The organism is Nocardioides sp. WS12, assembly GCF_014108865.1.
In the GTDB taxonomy this organism is placed as follows: Bacteria; Actinomycetota; Actinomycetes; order Propionibacteriales; family Nocardioidaceae; genus Nocardioides.
This window is the reverse complement of sequence record NZ_CP053928.1, coordinates 1,191,041-1,207,170: the sequence shown is the minus strand read 5'-3', so window position 1 is coordinate 1,207,170 and position 16,130 is coordinate 1,191,041. Positions and strand designations below refer to the sequence as shown.

Genomic DNA, 16,130 nt, shown 5'->3' with positions numbered 1-16,130 from the left:
ACGATCAGCAACAGGATCACCAGCGCGGCCGGAATGATGAGTCGACGGTGGCGCGGGTTCACTGCTTGATCGTAGAGGGGCGAGCCCCCCGGAGCCTCACCAGTGCGACAGGGAAGACCGGATGATGCCGGCCAAGTCCTCGCCGGTGACGTCCTTCGGGGCGGTCGCGAGCAGGCGTTGCTGCTGCAGGGCGCCGTCCACGAGGTTGTCGACGTCGCCCTCGCCGTAGCCCACCTCGGCCAGTCCGTTGGGGATGCCGATGTCCTGCATCAGGCGGGCAAGAACGGCCGGGAGCACCTCGGGACCGTTGCCCTCGGCGGCCGGATCGAGCAGTCGCGCCGCCCGCAGGTGGCGCTCCGGGGCCGCGTCGAACGTGAACCGGAACGCCTCGGGCGCCGTCAGCGAGACCGCCATCCCGTGCGGCACCATCGGCTCGTCGTCGGGGTAGTCCGCGGGCCGGAAGTCCCGCACCCGACCCGCGATCGGGTAGGCGTTGGCGTGCGGGATGTGGACGCCGGCGTTGCCGAATCCGAGGCCCGCGAAGGTCGCAGCCAGGGCCATCTGGTCGGCAGCCTCGGCCGCATCCGCACCCTCCAGATCCCGTCGTACGGCGGCCCGGAACGCCGTGGCCAACAGACCCAGCGCGCGTTCGGACCACAGGTCCGCGATCGGGTTGGACCCGCAGTAGGGCACCCGCTGCTCGGGGCTCTTGGCCGCGAAGTCGCCGTACCAGCGGGCGGTGTAGCTCTCCAGCGCGTGGCAGAGGATGTCCATCCCCGCAGCCGCTACGACGCCAGCCGGCTGGGTCGCCGAGAAGGTCGGGTCGACGACCGCGAGCTTCGGGCGGAGCGCCGCGTGACTGATCCCGGTCTTCACCTTGAGTGCCAGCACGTCCATCACGCAGATCGTGGTCGACTCGCTGCCCGTGCCGGTGGTCGTGGGCACGGCCACCAGCGGGAGGACGGGCTGCTCGGGGGCGCGGGCCTTGCCGACCGGTGCGTTGACGTAGTCCATCAACTCGCCGGGGTTGGTCACCAGCAGCGCGACCGCCTTCGCGGTGTCGATCGCCGAGCCTCCGCCCACCGCCACGACCGCGTCGAACGGCCCCTCGGCACGGGCGAACGCCACCGCCTCCTCCAGCGAGACATCGGTCGGCTCGACGCGCGCACGGTCGAAGATGACCACCTCGAGGCCGTGGCCACGCAGCGACTCGGCCACGGTGTCGGGGTGTCCGGCGGCGGCCACCCCGGCATCGGTCACCAGCAGGACCCGCTTCGCGCCCCAGCCGCGGACGTCGTACCCGATCTCGGCGGCGGCGCCGCGGCCGAACTTCAGGGCCGGCGCGGCGTAGGTGAAGATCTGTTCGCTCACCCGATGCACGTTAAGGCATGGCCCGAAGGTTCGGCAGGAGGCCTCGACGGCGTCTCAGTCCGGGCGCGGGACGGACATCGGTCCGAGTTCGGCGACGATGCGGTCGACGTAGTACGCGACCCCGGCTGCGCTGGGGTGCACCCCGTCCGTGCCGATGTACCGGTCCTGGTTGCCGTCGCCCTTCGGACTCACGATCGAGCCCGTCCCGGTGAACCACCGGTCCGTGTAGGGATCGATGAAGCCGACGACGTTCTGATGACGCCCCACCGTGGCGGCGAGATTCGCCGTCATCGCCCGGGCCTTGGTGTCCCAGGAGGCCGTCTGCCAGATCCCCAGCGGTTCGATGCCGACCAGCACGACGGGCAGGTCGGGACGGATCCGCGCCACATCGGTCAGGAACCGGTTGACCGCGTCCGCGTGCGCCGTCGCCGAGTACGTCGGCGCGGACGCGTCATTGATCGACCCGTTGACCAGCAGTACGTCGATCGGCGCGGCCGCAATCGCTTCCAGGCGCCGCGTCGACCCGAACACCCCGGGCCGGTACTCCCCGTACGTCGGTCCGGACGACGGTGACAGGTAGCCCGTGCCCGCCTCGGCCAGGTTCCAGACCCGGAAACCGGTGCGGGTGCTGAGCGTCGGGGCAGCCGCCCGGCTGTGACAGAGGGCCTCGCTGCAGACGTCGAAGAACGAGTCCGAGAGGACCCCGACGGTCAGCCGAGGTGCGGCTGCTCGCACGATCACGTTGTCGGCCGCGGGCGCGTCGACGCCGGTGAAGATGATCGGCCCGGCGAAGCGGACGGTGACGGTCTTGCGCTCCGGGAGTTCGATGGTGATCCAGTTCGGGGCGTACCCCGTGGTCGGGCTCTGGCTGGGGATCGGCTGCGCCGCGACCGGGCGCCCGTCGACCCACACCATGGCGTCCATCGTCCGGGTGCCCTGGTAGGCGATGGCGAAGCGCCGGGCAGTGACCGTGAAGCTCACGTCGGCGTTCTTGAGGGAGGCATTCGTGCCGGGGTACTCCGCGCCCAGGGCCGCCCTGGCCCAGTCCTGCCCGTAGGCGACGCTCGAGAGGGTGAAGGCCGGCTTGGGCACCTGGGCGTGGGTGAACGCGCCCGGCGCATCCCAACGGGTCCGGACCGTGCTGGTCCAGGCCGGCGCAACCAGACCAGCGGTGTGCTTGACCTGCGTGGTCGGCCAGGGAGTGGTCGCGGCGGGCGCCATCAGTTCGGCGAACGTGGTCTCGGGTGGTGTCACGGCCGGCACCGCCAGGGCCGCACTCACCACATCGGTGGCCGCGACTCCGGGGGCCTCCGCATGGACGGCGACGGTCAGGGAGCGTCCAGCGTCCTCCCCCGCGACGACGTACGTCCCGCCGGTGGCGCCCGCGATGGGCTGCCCATTGCGCCGCCACTGGTAGGCCGTCGACGTGGGGGCTGGGCTCCAACCCGCGAACTCGACCCGCAGGTCGGCCCCGACGGCTGCCCGTCCGACGATCTCCGGAGGCGGTGCCGTGAACGTCCCCGGCACCACCCGTCCCGTCGGACGGCTGTCACGGTAGGTCAGCGTGGTGGCCGTCTTCGGGAACCCGATGGCGGTCACCGTCAGGCGGTGGCCCAGGTCCTCGGCCTTGACGACGTACGTCGACCCGGCAGCGCCGGTCCAGACACCGTCCCGGTTCCACCGGAACCCCAGGTTGGCTGGCGTGGGCGTCCAGATCCCCGCGCTGGCTCGCAGCAGCGACCCCACCGCGTGCGTGCCCGTCGTCGTCGGCAAGGTGACCGTCGTGAACGGCGGATTGCCCGGCCCGAGGATGAAGACACCGAACGGGTCCGAAGTGACGGCCGCCTGGTCCCCCGTCGCGGGCCGGACCGCCCGCAGGTAGAAGTACCCGCCGCGGTCGTAGGGGGCGGTGGTCAGCGGAACGGTGGCGAACCAGGTGCTCCCGTCGGCCGTGACGGTGGCCGTCACCGGATGCCATTCCTGGCCCGAGATCCGGCCCTGGATCGCCGCGGGGAGCCCGTCGGTCGGCGCCTGGCCCCACAGGACCAGCTCACCACCGGCCTGCGGCAGCACCGTGAGTGACGCGATCGTGACGGACGGCGCGGCGACCGCCGTACCGGTCAGGGCGACCAGCGAGGTCGCGCAACCGAGAACGACCGCGAGCAGGGCCCGACTGATGAACCGCACAAACCTCTCCGATCCCCTCCCCAAGGGGCACCGAGGGTCGCGACGCTAGCAGGTCAGGCGTCGCCTGCGGCGGCGATTGCGGCACGCACTGATCCGTAGACCTTCAGCTTCCCGGCGGCGATGTCGGCCAACGGCACCCAGGCCACCGCGTCCGTCGTACCGCCCTCTTCGACGACCCGCGGCTCCCCGGCGCCGACCGTGGCGCGGTAGATGATGCCGATGGCGTGGAAGTCCTCGGCACGCCCGTTCGGCGCCGTACCGGTGAAGTGGTGGTCGAGCACGGTCAGCAGCTCGCCGGCCTCGCCCTCGAGTCCACATTCCTCCCACAGTTCGCGGACCACCGTGGCGGCCGGCGTCTCGCCGTGATCGATGCCGCCACCGGGCAGGTGCCAGGTGCCCGGATCGGGCGCCAGGTCGGACGTGCGGGTGAGCAGGATGGCGTGGTCGCGGACGACGTACGCGTAGGCGGCGGCCCGCTGCCGCTGCCTGATCTGGTACGACGCCAGGGCCTCGTTCACGAGGCCGACCGTCGGCACCGTGCCGTCGAGCACCTCGGCGATCGGCTTCCAGGCCGCCTCTGCGGTCGAGCCGTCGACCTCGGTGACGCGGGGCTTCGGCGAATCCGCCGGCACCCAGCCTTCGTAGACGATCCGCACGGAGTGGGCATCGACGCGGCGACCGCGGCGCCACGAGTCGGCGACATGCAGGGAGAAGACGTGCGCAGTGAGGTCGACCTCGACCCGCAGCCCGGCTTCCTCGTAGACCTCGCGGACCACTGCGTCGCGCGGGTCCTCGCCGTGGTCGACGCCGCCGCCGGGCAGGGACCACAGTTCCTTCGTGGTCACCTTCTCCGACAGCCGCGAGAGCAGGATCTGGTCGTCGCGAACGATCACGGCGTAGGCCGCCAACCGCTGCACCCGCTGACCCATGTCCACCACCCTAGCCACCGCCGAGTTGGGGTTTGTCACCGGCGACTTGGGGTTTGTCGCGCGCGACTTGGGGTTTGTCGTCGTACGACGCGTCGACAAGGCACAACTCGCCGGTCAGAAACCCCAACTCGCGCTTCAGGAGAACGGGGGACGGGCGTCGCGGGCCAAGGAGCGACGACCGGCCCAGCGCCACACGCGCGCGGAGCGGTCGCGGTCCTCGTCGGTCACCAGGTTGCCCATCCAGCGCAGCGCGAGCGTCATCAGCAGGTCCGAGCGCATCCCGATGGGGCCGAGGGCCGGCAGCAGGCGCGGCACCGTCACGAGGCCCGCGAGACGACGGGCGACGGAGAACGACTCGCCGTAGTGCTCGCGCAGCAGCGCCGGCCACGCCTGGCTGAGGTCGATGTCGGGCGTGTCGGCCAGCAGTTCCGCGATCACCCGGCCGGTCTCGAGGCCGTAGTCGATCCCCTCCCCGTTGAGCGGGTTCACGCAGGCGGCGGCGTCGCCGATCAGCGCCCAGTTGCGGCCGGCGACATTCGACACCGCCCCACCCATCGGCAGCAGGGCCGACGTCGGGGCACGCAGTTCGTCGCCGAGTCCGAACTCCTGACGGAGCCGGTCGGCGTACAGCTTCATCAACGGCTTGATCGCCACGTCGGTCGGACGCTTGGCCGTGGCCAGCGTGCCGGCACCGAGGTTGACCTCGCCGCTCTCCTTGCCGAGCGGGAAGATCCAGCCGTAGCCGGACAGGATCTCGTTCTCCTCGCCACGCAACTCGAGGTGCGAACTGATCCACGGGTCGTCGGCCCGGGTGGAGGTGACGTAGGCGCGGCCGGCGACGCCGTAGACGGTGTCGCGGTGCCACTCACGGCCCAACACCTTGCCCAGCGGGGAACGCACACCGTCAGCGACGATCAGCTTCTTGCAGGCGACTTCGCGACCGTCCTTGAACAGGACCGAGGCCACCCGATCCCCGTCCATGCGTACGTCGACCGCACGGGCGCCGTCCAGAGCGGTGGCACCGGACTTCAGGGCCGTCGTGCGCAGGTGGTCGTCGAGTTCGGTACGCGGCACCGCGCTCCCCCAGTTGGGGAGGTTGCCGCCCGGCCAGGGCAGGTGCAGCGTCCGCCCGAAGCCGTGCGCACGCAGGCCCTGGTTGACCGTGTGCGAGCGCACCCAGTCACGCAGACCGAGGCGGTCCAGTTCCCCGATCGCGCGGGGCGTCAGGCCGTCACCGCAGGTCTTGTCGCGCGGGAAGATCGCTGCGTCCGCCAGCAGTACGTCGGCGCCCGCACGAGCCGCCCACGCGGCCGCAGCCGATCCAGCCGGGCCCGCGCCCACGACGAGGACGTCGGTGCTCATCGCGGTGTTGTCGCTCACCCCCCGATTGTCTCAGGACGCGGCAACACGAGGGCGTACGGGTCCGTCAGGTGTCCAGCAGGCCCGCCGCCCGGAACGCGCGGTCGTAGATCTCCCGAATCACCGCCTGCTTCCGGGCGTTGTACTGCATGGTGTGTTCGCCCGCGGCATTCGCCGCCTCCGCTGCCTCGACCTTGGCGTCGCGGTACCGCGCGAGATCATCGGGGTTGCCCCGCAGCCAGTCCCGGAACAACCTGTGCCGCACCGGTTCCGGAGCCGCAGGCCCCCAGACGTGCAGGTTGCAGCGCGGCTCCTCGTGCCGCAGCATCCGGTGCCCCCACGCCCACGGCTCACGCACCCGCAACACAAAACCCGCCGCCACGAGCGCCGGCACATAGCCGCCCTCGGCCCCCGAATCAGCCACGACCAGGTCCACGTCGATGATCGGCTTCGCAGGAAGGCCCACCACGGACGTCGACCCCACATGCTCGACCTGCAACGCCCGCCACCCGAGCGCCCCACGGACCAGCGCCCCGATCCGCTCGAAGTCACCCGGCCACCGGTCGTCGTACGACGCCAGGGTGATGCCGGTCTCCGGAGTTGCCCCATCCACCCAAGGATCAGCGCCAGGTGGCGCCGGCGGCGAGGTGAAGTCAACGATCTCCGAGGGCAAAGGCATCCGGCGATGCTAACCGGGCACCTGAGCGCCTTCGGCGCAGGACGACAGACCGTCGCCGGCGCTTCGGGTCCCGCCGTCGGCGTCGTCAAAACAGAACCGCAACCCACACGCCCAAGGCCCGACGCCGACGTCGGGACCCGCTCCTAAGCCGGCGACGGTCTGTCGGCAGGCGCCGAAGGCGCCCAACCCACCACCCACGCAAAACGGCACGAGGCCCTCCCGAGCGAACTCGGGAGGGCCTCGATGCTGGTGCGATCAGCTCTGGTAGGAACCAAAGTCGAAGTCGTCGAGGGCGACAGCCTGGCCCCCGGCGTTGCCGAACTCGTAGTCGTACGACTCGTAGCCCGTGACGGCGTACGCCGCGGCGCGCGCCTCCTCGGTCGGCTCGACACGGATGTTGCGGTAGCGCTCCAGACCGGTACCGGCCGGGATGAGCTTTCCGATGATCACGTTCTCCTTCAGGCCACGGAGGCTGTCGGAGCGGCCGTTGATCGCGGCGTCGGTGAGCACCCGGGTGGTCTCCTGGAAGGAGGCCGCCGACAGCCACGACTCGGTCGCGAGCGACGCCTTCGTGATACCCATCAGCTCCGGACGACCCGAGGCCGGCTTGCCGCCCTCGGAGACGACGCGACGGTTCTCGGTCTCGAACTTCGCGCGGTCCACCAGGTCCGAGGGGAGCAGGTTGGTCTCGCCCGACTCGAGCACCGTGACCCGGCGCAGCATCTGCCGCACGATGATCTCGATGTGCTTGTCGTGGATCGACACACCCTGGCTCCGGTAGACCTCCTGGACCTCGTCGACGAGGTGCTGCTGCGTACGGCGAACACCGAGGATGCGGAGCACCTCCTTCGGGTCAGGCGTACCGACCGTGAGGGGCTGGCCGACCTCGATGTGGTCACCATCGGCAACGAGCAGACGCGAGCGACGGCTCACGACGTACTCGATGACATCGGCGCCGTCATCGGGGGTGACCAGGACCTTGCGGCTCTTGTCGGTGTCCTCGATCTCCACACGGCCAGCGGCCTCGGAGATGTGGGTCAGACCCTTGGGGGTCCGCGCCTCGAAGAGCTCGACCACGCGGGGAAGACCCTGCGTGATGTCGCTTGCGGAGGCCACACCACCGGTGTGGAAGGTACGCATCGTCAGCTGCGTGCCGGGCTCACCGATCGACTGGGCCGCGATGATGCCGACGGCCTCACCGATGTCGACGAGCTTGCCGGTGGCCAGCGAACGGCCGTAGCACTTCGCGCAGGTACCGGTCTTGGCGTCACAGGTCAGCACCGAACGAACCACGACGTCAGTGATGCCGGCCGCGATCAACTCGGCGATCTTGACGTCGCCCAGGTCGTCGCCGCCCGCGGCGAGGACTTCGCCGGTGGTCGGGTGGGCGATCTCGGTGGCCGCGCTGCGGGCGTAGGCAGCGGTTTCGGCGTTGTCGTCCTTGACGACCACACCGTCCTCGTTACGCACACCGATGACCTTCGACAGACCACGCTCGGTGCCACAGTCGTCTTCACGGATGATGACGTCCTGCGACACGTCGACCAGACGACGCGTGAGGTAACCCGAGTCGGCCGTACGAAGCGCCGTGTCGGCCAGACCCTTGCGGGCACCGTGCGTGGAGATGAAGTACTCCAGCACGGACAGGCCCTCGCGGAAGTTGGCCTTGATCGGGCGCGGGATGATCTCGCCCTTCGGGTTGGCCACCAGACCACGCATGGCACCGACCTGGCGGATCTGGTTGAAGTTACCGGAGGCACCCGAGTAGACCTGCATGTAGATCGGGTTCGACGGCTGGGACTTGAAGGCGTCCTCCATCGCGTCTCCGACCTTCTTGCCGGCTTCGGTCCAGATCTCGATGAGCTCCTGACGACGCTCGTCGTCGGTCACCAGACCGCGCTCGAACTGCGTCTGGATCTTGGCGGCCTTCTCCTCGAAGACCGACAGGATCTCGATCTTGTTGTCCGGGGTGACGACGTCGTCGATCGAGACGGTCACGCCGGAGCGGGTCGCCCAGTGGAAGCCCGTGTCCTTGAGCGCGTCCAGCGAGGCAGCAACCTCGACCTTGCCGTAACGCTCGGCGAGGTCGTTGACGATCGAGCCGAGGCGCTTCTTGCCCACTTCCTCGTTCACGTACGGGTAGTCGGCCGGCAGCGTGTCGTTGAACAGCGTGCGACCCAGCGTGGTCTCGAGCAGCACACGCTCGCCCGGCTCCACACCATCGACGACAACGTCGGTGAGGCGGATCCGGACCATGCTCTGCAGCGCGATCTCGTTGCGGTCGTAGGCCATGATCGCCTCGGCCTGCGAGGAGAACACCCGGCCTTCGCCGATGGAACCGGGACGCTCGGTCGTCATGAAGAACAGGCCGATGATCATGTCCTGGGTAGGCATGGTCACCGGACGGCCGTCCGACGGCTTCAGGATGTTGTTGGTCGAGAGCATCAGGATCCGCGCCTCGGCCTGGGCCTCGGCCGACAGCGGCAGGTGCACCGCCATCTGGTCACCGTCGAAGTCCGCGTTGAACGCGGTGCAGACGAGCGGGTGGATCTGGATGGCCTTGCCCTCGATCAGCTGGGGCTCGAACGCCTGGATGCCGAGACGGTGCAGCGTGGGCGCACGGTTCAGCAGCACGGGGTGCTCGGTGATGACCTCTTCGAGGACGTCCCACACGACCGGGCGGCCGCGCTCGACCATCCGCTTGGCGGACTTGATGTTCTGCGCGTGCGACAGGTCGACGAGGCGCTTCATCACGAACGGCTTGAAGAGCTCGAGCGCCATCTGCTTGGGCAGACCGCACTGGTGCAGCTTGAGCTGCGGACCCGACACGATGACCGAACGGCCCGAGTAGTCCACGCGCTTGCCGAGCAGGTTCTGACGGAAACGACCCTGCTTGCCCTTGAGCATGTCGGACAGCGACTTCAGCGGCCGGTTGCCCGGGCCGGTGACGGGACGACCACGGCGACCGTTGTCGAACAGCGAGTCGACGGCCTCCTGGAGCATCCGCTTCTCGTTGTTGACGATGATCTCCGGCGCGCCGAGGTCCAGGAGCCGCTTGAGGCGGTTGTTCCGGTTGATGACGCGGCGGTAGAGGTCGTTGAGGTCGGAGGTCGCGAAGCGGCCACCGTCGAGCTGCACCATCGGGCGCAGGTCCGGCGGGATGACCGGAACGGCGTCGAGGACCATGCCCTCGGGCTTGTTGCCGGTCTTGCGGAATGCGTCGACGACCTTGAGGCGCTTGAGCGCCCGAACCTTGCGCTGGCCCTTGCCGGTGGCAATGGTCTCGCGCAGCGACTCGACCTCGGCCTCGATGTCGAAGCTCTGCAGGCGCTTCTGGATCGCCGTGGCGCCCATGTGGCCTTCGAAGTACTTGCCGAACCAGTTCTTCATCTCGCGGTAGAGAACCTCGTCACCCATGAGGTCCTGCACTTTGAGGGTCTTGAACGTGCTCCAGACCTCGTCGAGGCGGTCCAGCTCGCGCTGGGCGCGGTCACGGAGCTGCTTGAGCTCGCGCTCGGCACCGTCGCGCACCTTGCGGCGCTGGTCGGCCTTGGCACCTTCGGCCTCGAGGGCAGCGATGTCCTCTTCGAGCTTCTTGGTGCGGTCCTCGAGACCCGAGTCGCGGCGCTTCTCGATGTTCTGGCGCTGCAGACCGATCTTGGTCTCCAGGTCAGGGAGGTCGCGGTGGCGAGCATCCTGGTCGACCGAGGTGATCATGTAGGCCGCGAAGTAGATGACCTTCTCGAGGTCCTTCGGGGCCAGGTCGAGCAGGTAACCCAAGCGCGACGGAACGCCCTTGAAGTACCAGATGTGCGTCACCGGAGCGGCGAGCTCGATGTGGCCCATCCGCTCGCGGCGGACCTTGGATCGGGTCACCTCGACGCCGCAGCGCTCACAGATGATGCCCTTGAAGCGCACGCGCTTGTACTTGCCGCAGTAGCACTCCCAGTCCCGGGTGGGACCGAAGATCTTTTCACAGAAGAGGCCGTCACGCTCAGGCTTGAGCGTGCGGTAGTTGATGGTCTCCGGCTTCTTGACCTCGCCGTGGCTCCACGTACGGATGTCGTCCGCGGTGGCCAGGCCGATCTTGAGCTGGTCGAAGAAGTTCACGTCGAGCACGATGGCTGCTGTCCTTCGTTAGTTCTGGTGCAAATGAGGCTGGGAGGACTGAGGCGGTACGGCGGCCGGATTCGACCGCCGTACCGATGACTCAGACTTCTTCGACGGAGCTGGGCTCGCGACGGGAAAGGTCAATGCCGAGCTCTTCGGCCGCGCGGAAGACGTCTTCCTCGGCGTCCTTCAACGAGATGGTGGAGCCGTCTTGGCTCAGCACCTCCACGTTGAGGCAGAGCGACTGCATTTCCTTGACGAGAACCTTGAACGACTCGGGGATACCGGAGTCGGGGATGTTCTCGCCCTTCACGATGGCTTCGTACACCTTCACGCGGCCCGGCACGTCGTCGGACTTGATCGTGAGCAGCTCCTGCAGGGCGTAGGCGGCGCCGTACGCCTCCATTGCCCAGACCTCCATCTCGCCGAACCGCTGGCCACCGAACTGGGCCTTACCGCCCAGGGGCTGCTGCGTGATCATCGAGTAGGGGCCCGTCGAGCGAGCGTGGATCTTGTCGTCGACGAGGTGGTGGAGCTTGAGGATGTACATGTAGCCCACCGACACCGGCTCCTTGTACGGCTCGCCGGAGCGACCGTCGAAGAGGCTGGCCTTGCCCGTCTCGTCGATCAGGCGCTTGCCGTCACGGTTGAGCGTGGTGGCACCGAGGAGGCCGATGATCTCGTCCTCACGGGCACCGTCGAAGACCGGCGTGGCGACCTTCGTGTTCGGGCCGGTCTTGTCGACGCCGATCGAGATGAGCCGCTGCTTCCAGTCGGCGTTCTCCGGGTCACCGGACAGGTTGATGTCCCAACCCTGCTTGCCGAGCCAGCCGAGGTGGAGCTCGAGGATCTGACCGATGTTCATCCGTCGCGGGACACCGAGGGGGTTCAGCACGACGTCGACCGGGGTGCCGTCCTCCATGAACGGCATGTCCTCGATCGGCAGGATCTTCGCGATGACGCCCTTGTTGCCGTGACGGCCAGCGAGCTTGTCGCCGACGGAGATCTTGCGCTTCTGCGCGACGTAGACCCGCACCAGCTGGTTGACGCCCGGCGGGAGCTCGTCGCCCTCTTCACGGTCGAAGACCCGAACGCCGATGACCGTGCCGGTCTCGCCGTGCGGAACCTTCATCGAGGTGTCGCGGACCTCGCGCGCCTTCTCACCGAAGATCGCGCGGAGCAGCCGCTCCTCCGGCGTCAGCTCGGTCTCGCCCTTGGGCGTGACCTTGCCGACCAGCAGGTCGCCGTCGCGGACCTCGGCGCCGATGCGGATGATGCCCCGCTCGTCGAGGTCAGCAAGCATTTCCTCGCTGATGTTGGGGATGTCGCGGGTGATCTCCTCCGGCCCGAGCTTGGTGTCGCGGGCGTCGACCTCGTGCTCCTCGATGTGAATCGAGGTGAGGACGTCTTCCTGCACCAGGCGCTGGCTGAGGATGATCGCGTCCTCGTAGTTGTGGCCTTCCCACGGCATGAACGCCACGAGGAGGTTGGTACCGAGGGCCATCTCCGCGTTGTCCGTGCAGGGACCGTCAGCGATCGGCGAACCGACCTCGAGGCGGTCGCCCACCTCGACGATCGGGCGCTGGTTGATGCAGGTGCCCTGGTTGGAGCGCTTGAACTTCGCGAGGCGGTACGAGGAGTACGAGCCGTCGTCGTTCATGGCCTCGATGAGGTCGGCCGAGACCGACTTCACGACACCGGCCGCGGTGGCGACAACGACATCACCGGCGTCGACAGCGGCACGGAACTCGATGCCGGTACCGACGATCGGGCTGTCGCTGCGGATCAGCGGAACGGCCTGACGCTGCATGTTGGCGCCCATGAGCGCGCGGTTGGCATCGTCGTGCTCGAGGAACGGGATCAGCGCAGTTGCGACCGACACCATCTGACGAGGCGAGACGTCCATGTAGTCGACGTCGTCGGCCAGGACTTCGGAGACCTCACCACGGCGCTGGCGGACCAGCACACGCTCTTCGGCGAACCGGTTGGTCTTGTCGAGCGCAGCGTTGGCCTGCGCGATGACGTAACGGTCCTCGTCGTCGGCGGTGAGGTAGTCGATCTTGTCGGTGACCTTGCCGTTCTCGACCTTGCGGTACGGCGTCTCCACGAAGCCGAACGGGTTGATCCGTCCGTAGGAGGCGAGCGAACCGATCAGACCGATGTTCGGGCCTTCAGGGGTCTCGATCGGGCACATGCGGCCGTAGTGCGACGGGTGGACGTCACGGACCTCCATGCCGGCGCGGTCACGGGACAGACCACCCGGGCCGAGCGCGGACAGACGACGCTTGTGCGTCAGGCCGGCGATCGGGTTGGTCTGGTCCATGAACTGCGACAGCTGCGAGGTTCCGAAGAACTCCTTCAGCGCAGCGACCACGGGCCGGATGTTGATCAGGGACTGCGGCGTGATGGCCTCGACGTCCTGGGTCGTCATCCGCTCGCGGACCACACGCTCCATGCGCGCCAGACCGGTGCGGAGCTGGTTCTGGATCAGCTCGCCCACGGTGCGCATGCGGCGGTTGCCGAAGTGGTCGATGTCGTCCGAGTTGATCTCGAGCGTGCCCTGGGCCGACGCCATGTCAGCGCGACCGTCGTGCAGCGCCACGATGTAGCGGATCGTCGCGACCATGTCGGAGATCGTCATCGTCTGCTGGTCGAACGCCAGCTCCTGGCCCAGCTTCTTGTTGATCTTGTAGCGACCAACCTTCGCCAGGTCGTAACGCTTCGGGTTGAAGTAGTAGTTCTTCAACAGCGTCAGCGCGGCCTCACGCGTCGGCGGTTCGCCGGGACGGAGCTTGCGGTAGATGTCGAGCAGCGCGTCGTCGGGTCCGGACGTGTTGTCCTTCTCCTCGGTCAGCTGGATCGACTCGAAGCTGCGCAGGTCGGCCATGACGGCCTCGTAGTCGTACTCCTCACCGGTGTCCTCGGCGACGGCCTGGAGGGCCTTGAGGAGAACGGTGACGTTCTGCTTGCGCTTGCGGTCGAGGCGAACGCCGACCATGTCGCGCTTGTCGATCTCGAACTCGAGCCAGGCGCCACGGCTCGGGATGAGCTTGGCGGTGTAGATGTCCTTGTCGGACGTCTTGTCGGCCGTGCGCTCGAAGTAGACGCCGGGCGAACGGACCAGCTGCGAGACGACGACACGCTCGGTGCCGTTGATCACGAAGGTGCCCTTGGGCGTCATGAGCGGGAAGTCGCCCATGAAGACCGTCTGGCCCTTGATCTCACCGGTTTCGTTGTTGGTGAACTCGGCGGAGACGTAGAGCGGGGCGGAGTAGGTGAGGTCCTTCTCCTTGCACTCGTCGACCGTGTACTTCGGGTCATAGAAGACCGGGTTCTCGAACGAGAGGGACATCGTCTCGGAGAAGTCCTCGATCGGGGAGATCTCCTCGAAGATCTCCTCGAGTCCAGACTTGTCGGAGGCGTCCTCGCCGCCAGCGCGGCGGGCCTCGATCCGAGCCTTGTGGGCCTCGTTGCCGATCAGCCAGTCAAAGCTGTCGGTTTGCAAAGAAAGGAGCTGCGGAAGTGCCAGCGGCTCCGAGATCTTCGCGAAAGAGATGCGGGACTTACCGGGGGTGGTGCGCGCGGCCAAGAGTTGTCCTTCGACGGTTCGACTCTTCGATTGCGCCGTCCCACCTCACAACGGCCACCGGGCAGGCCGAAGCGCATCTGAGGGCAGGCGCAAGGACCCACACTACATGAACTGGGCGCGCTCAACAATACCGGCTGCGCAACTTCACACAGCCGAGGAGCGGCCACCGCCAGCGGGCACAGGAAACCGGTGCGCCGATCATCCGTCGCGGGCCGCGAATCGTCAAGCGTCCTCGCCGTTCGTACGGCGGCAACAGGCGCGCGGGGATCAGCCGCAGGAGTCGTCGGTGCACAGGTCGTCGAGCAGCCACCGGCCGCCGTCGCCACCCTCGCGAACCAGCGACATCGTGGCCCACATGTGCAGGACGAACGGCTCGTTGGCCTTCTTCTCGACGTACTGGTCAATGAAGACGACCACGGTGGCGCGCTTGCCGTCAGGGTCCACGCGGGTGAGCGCGGTGCCGGTCGGGGTCGCCTCGACCACGATCTCCTGCGCCTGGGCTTCCTTGGTCAACTCCGGCCAGGCAGCCGACTGCTTGTCGGCCATCTTGGTCGTGAGGAAGCCCTTGAGGCGCTCGAGGTCCTCGGCCATCGTCTTGTGGTTGTACGACAGCACCGGGGTGACCATCTGCTCGGCGGCGCTCTCGACCGCGAGCGTCGCCTTGTCCTGGGCCTGACTGCGCTCGGCGATGTCCTGCGGCGACTCGTCGGCACGGACACCGGCGAGCGTGAAGGTCCAGATCGCCAGCACCACGGCCAGGGCGGCCGCCACGCCGACACCGATCAGGGTGGCCTTGCGCGGGCCGTCGGACGGCGTGCGCGGTTCGACGGCCGGCTCGTCGGGCTTGTCGGCCTTCTCGCTCGTGTCGGCCGGTTCGGCCTTCTCGTTCGTGGCCGCAGCCGGCGCCGCCGGTTCCTCGACCACCGCGTCAGGTTCGACTTCGGCTTCGACTTCGGCCTCGGCTTCGGCTCGCGCCTCGGCCAGCCCGGCGTCGTACGACGCCCGCTTCTCCTCGTCGAGCAGGACACCGGCCGCATCGTTGTAGGCACGGAACCGGCGGTCGCTCGGGTCGAGGTCGGCGATCGCGACCTTCCAGGCGGCGCGGATCTCGTCGGCCGTGGCCGACTCGTCGACGTTCAGCAGGTCGTAGTTGTTGACGCTCATGACTACTCCCCCGTCCCGGTTGCCGAAGGACTGGGATCGACCGACGCCGAACCAGACGGGTCACCAGATGGCTCTCCGGACGGGTCCGTCGACGGCTGGCCCTGCGGGATGGAGGCCTCGCCGAAGGAGGGCAACTCGTCGTCGAGGTCGTCGAGGTCGTCGACCTTCCACGCGCCACCGCTCTTCACCAGGGACACCTGATAGCGGAAGCGCAGCGGCGCGAACTCGATGCGCGCGCCGCTCTGCTTCGGGTCCGGGTAGGAGAAGTCGACGATGCCGGCGACCAGGAGTTCAGAGGAGTCGTTGTCGATCGACGCGACGCCCACGGCGTACACCGTCCCCACCCGGTCGATCCCGGTGTCCTTGACGACTTCGGCGGCATAGCCGGCGTTGTCCTTGAAGATCTTGGCGAACTTGGCCGTCATCACCTCGCCGAGGGCCGAGTAGTCCGGCATCGACCCGTCGGTCTGCAAAAGGTCGGGACCGTAGGTGTTGAAGCGCTGCACGAAGGAACGGGCAGCAGCCAGCGCCTGCTCACGGGCCTTGGCCGGATCGGGCGACGGATCGATCAGCGAGTCCAGCTTGCTGGCCGGGTTGGAGCCGGCGCCCTTGTCGAGGACGACAAAGCCCGCGATGCCGAGACCGGCGACGAGCACACCCAGCAGCAACCCGAGAATGCCCCAACGGATCCGTGCATTCGGGGTGGTGCTGCGTGCCGTTGAGATTTCTTCAGCGGTCACGC

9 protein-coding genes are annotated in these 16,130 nt (G+C 68.1%); all 9 read right to left on the bottom strand.

The window, feature by feature from the left end; translation table 11 throughout:
• Nucleotides 1–96: 96 nt before the first annotated feature.
• The 9 genes from HRC28_RS05590 to HRC28_RS05550 all read right to left on the bottom strand — a co-directional run bounded on the left by HRC28_RS05590 (nt 97) and on the right by HRC28_RS05550 (nt 16,128).
• Nucleotides 97–1,371 carry a hydroxyacid-oxoacid transhydrogenase gene (locus HRC28_RS05590; protein ID WP_182379162.1) on the bottom strand — a complete coding sequence of 425 codons (1,275 nt, stop codon included), beginning with the start codon at nt 1,369–1,371 and terminating at the stop codon, nt 97–99.
• A gap of 54 nt (nt 1,372–1,425) precedes the next feature.
• On the bottom strand, nt 1,426–3,558 hold the full coding sequence (locus HRC28_RS05585) for an SGNH/GDSL hydrolase family protein (RefSeq protein ID WP_182379161.1): 2,133 nt from the start codon (nt 3,556–3,558) through the stop codon (nt 1,426–1,428).
• Nucleotides 3,559–3,611: 53 nt separating this feature from the next.
• Nucleotides 3,612–4,487, bottom strand: coding sequence for an NUDIX domain-containing protein (locus HRC28_RS05580; RefSeq protein ID WP_182379160.1), 876 nt, complete (start codon nt 4,485–4,487; stop codon nt 3,612–3,614).
• Between the two features lie 135 nt (nt 4,488–4,622).
• On the bottom strand, nt 4,623–5,867 hold the full coding sequence (locus HRC28_RS05575) for a geranylgeranyl reductase family protein (protein ID WP_272902669.1): 1,245 nt from the start codon (nt 5,865–5,867) through the stop codon (nt 4,623–4,625).
• A 46-nt stretch (nt 5,868–5,913) separates the two neighbouring features.
• Nucleotides 5,914–6,525 (bottom strand): GrpB family protein, encoded by a 612-nt coding sequence (locus tag HRC28_RS05570; RefSeq protein ID WP_182379159.1) that lies wholly within the window; start codon nt 6,523–6,525, stop codon nt 5,914–5,916.
• A gap of 255 nt (nt 6,526–6,780) precedes the next feature.
• Nucleotides 6,781–10,644, bottom strand: coding sequence for a DNA-directed RNA polymerase subunit beta' (locus HRC28_RS05565; RefSeq protein ID WP_182379158.1), 3,864 nt, complete (start codon nt 10,642–10,644; stop codon nt 6,781–6,783).
• Between the two features lie 91 nt (nt 10,645–10,735).
• Complete coding sequence (rpoB, locus tag HRC28_RS05560; RefSeq protein ID WP_182379157.1) at nt 10,736–14,224, bottom strand: DNA-directed RNA polymerase subunit beta; 3,489 nt, start codon at nt 14,222–14,224, stop codon at nt 10,736–10,738.
• Nucleotides 14,225–14,491: 267 nt separating this feature from the next.
• Nucleotides 14,492–15,388, bottom strand: coding sequence for a hypothetical protein (locus tag HRC28_RS05555; protein ID WP_182379156.1), 897 nt, complete (start codon nt 15,386–15,388; stop codon nt 14,492–14,494).
• Nucleotides 15,389–15,390: 2 nt separating this feature from the next.
• Nucleotides 15,391–16,128 carry a hypothetical protein gene (locus tag HRC28_RS05550; protein WP_182379155.1) on the bottom strand — a complete coding sequence of 246 codons (738 nt, stop codon included), beginning with the start codon at nt 16,126–16,128 and terminating at the stop codon, nt 15,391–15,393.
• Nucleotides 16,129–16,130 lie beyond the last annotated feature (2 nt).

Coding starts and splice junctions, on each gene's coding strand:
- HRC28_RS05580 (WP_182379160.1), bottom strand. CDS start 4,487: ATGGGTCAGCGGGTGCAGCGGTTGGCGGCCTACGCCGTGATCGTTCGC.
- HRC28_RS05570 (WP_182379159.1), bottom strand. CDS start 6,525: ATGCCTTTGCCCTCGGAGATCGTTGACTTCACCTCGCCGCCGGCGCCA.
- HRC28_RS05555 (WP_182379156.1), bottom strand. CDS start 15,388: ATGAGCGTCAACAACTACGACCTGCTGAACGTCGACGAGTCGGCCACG.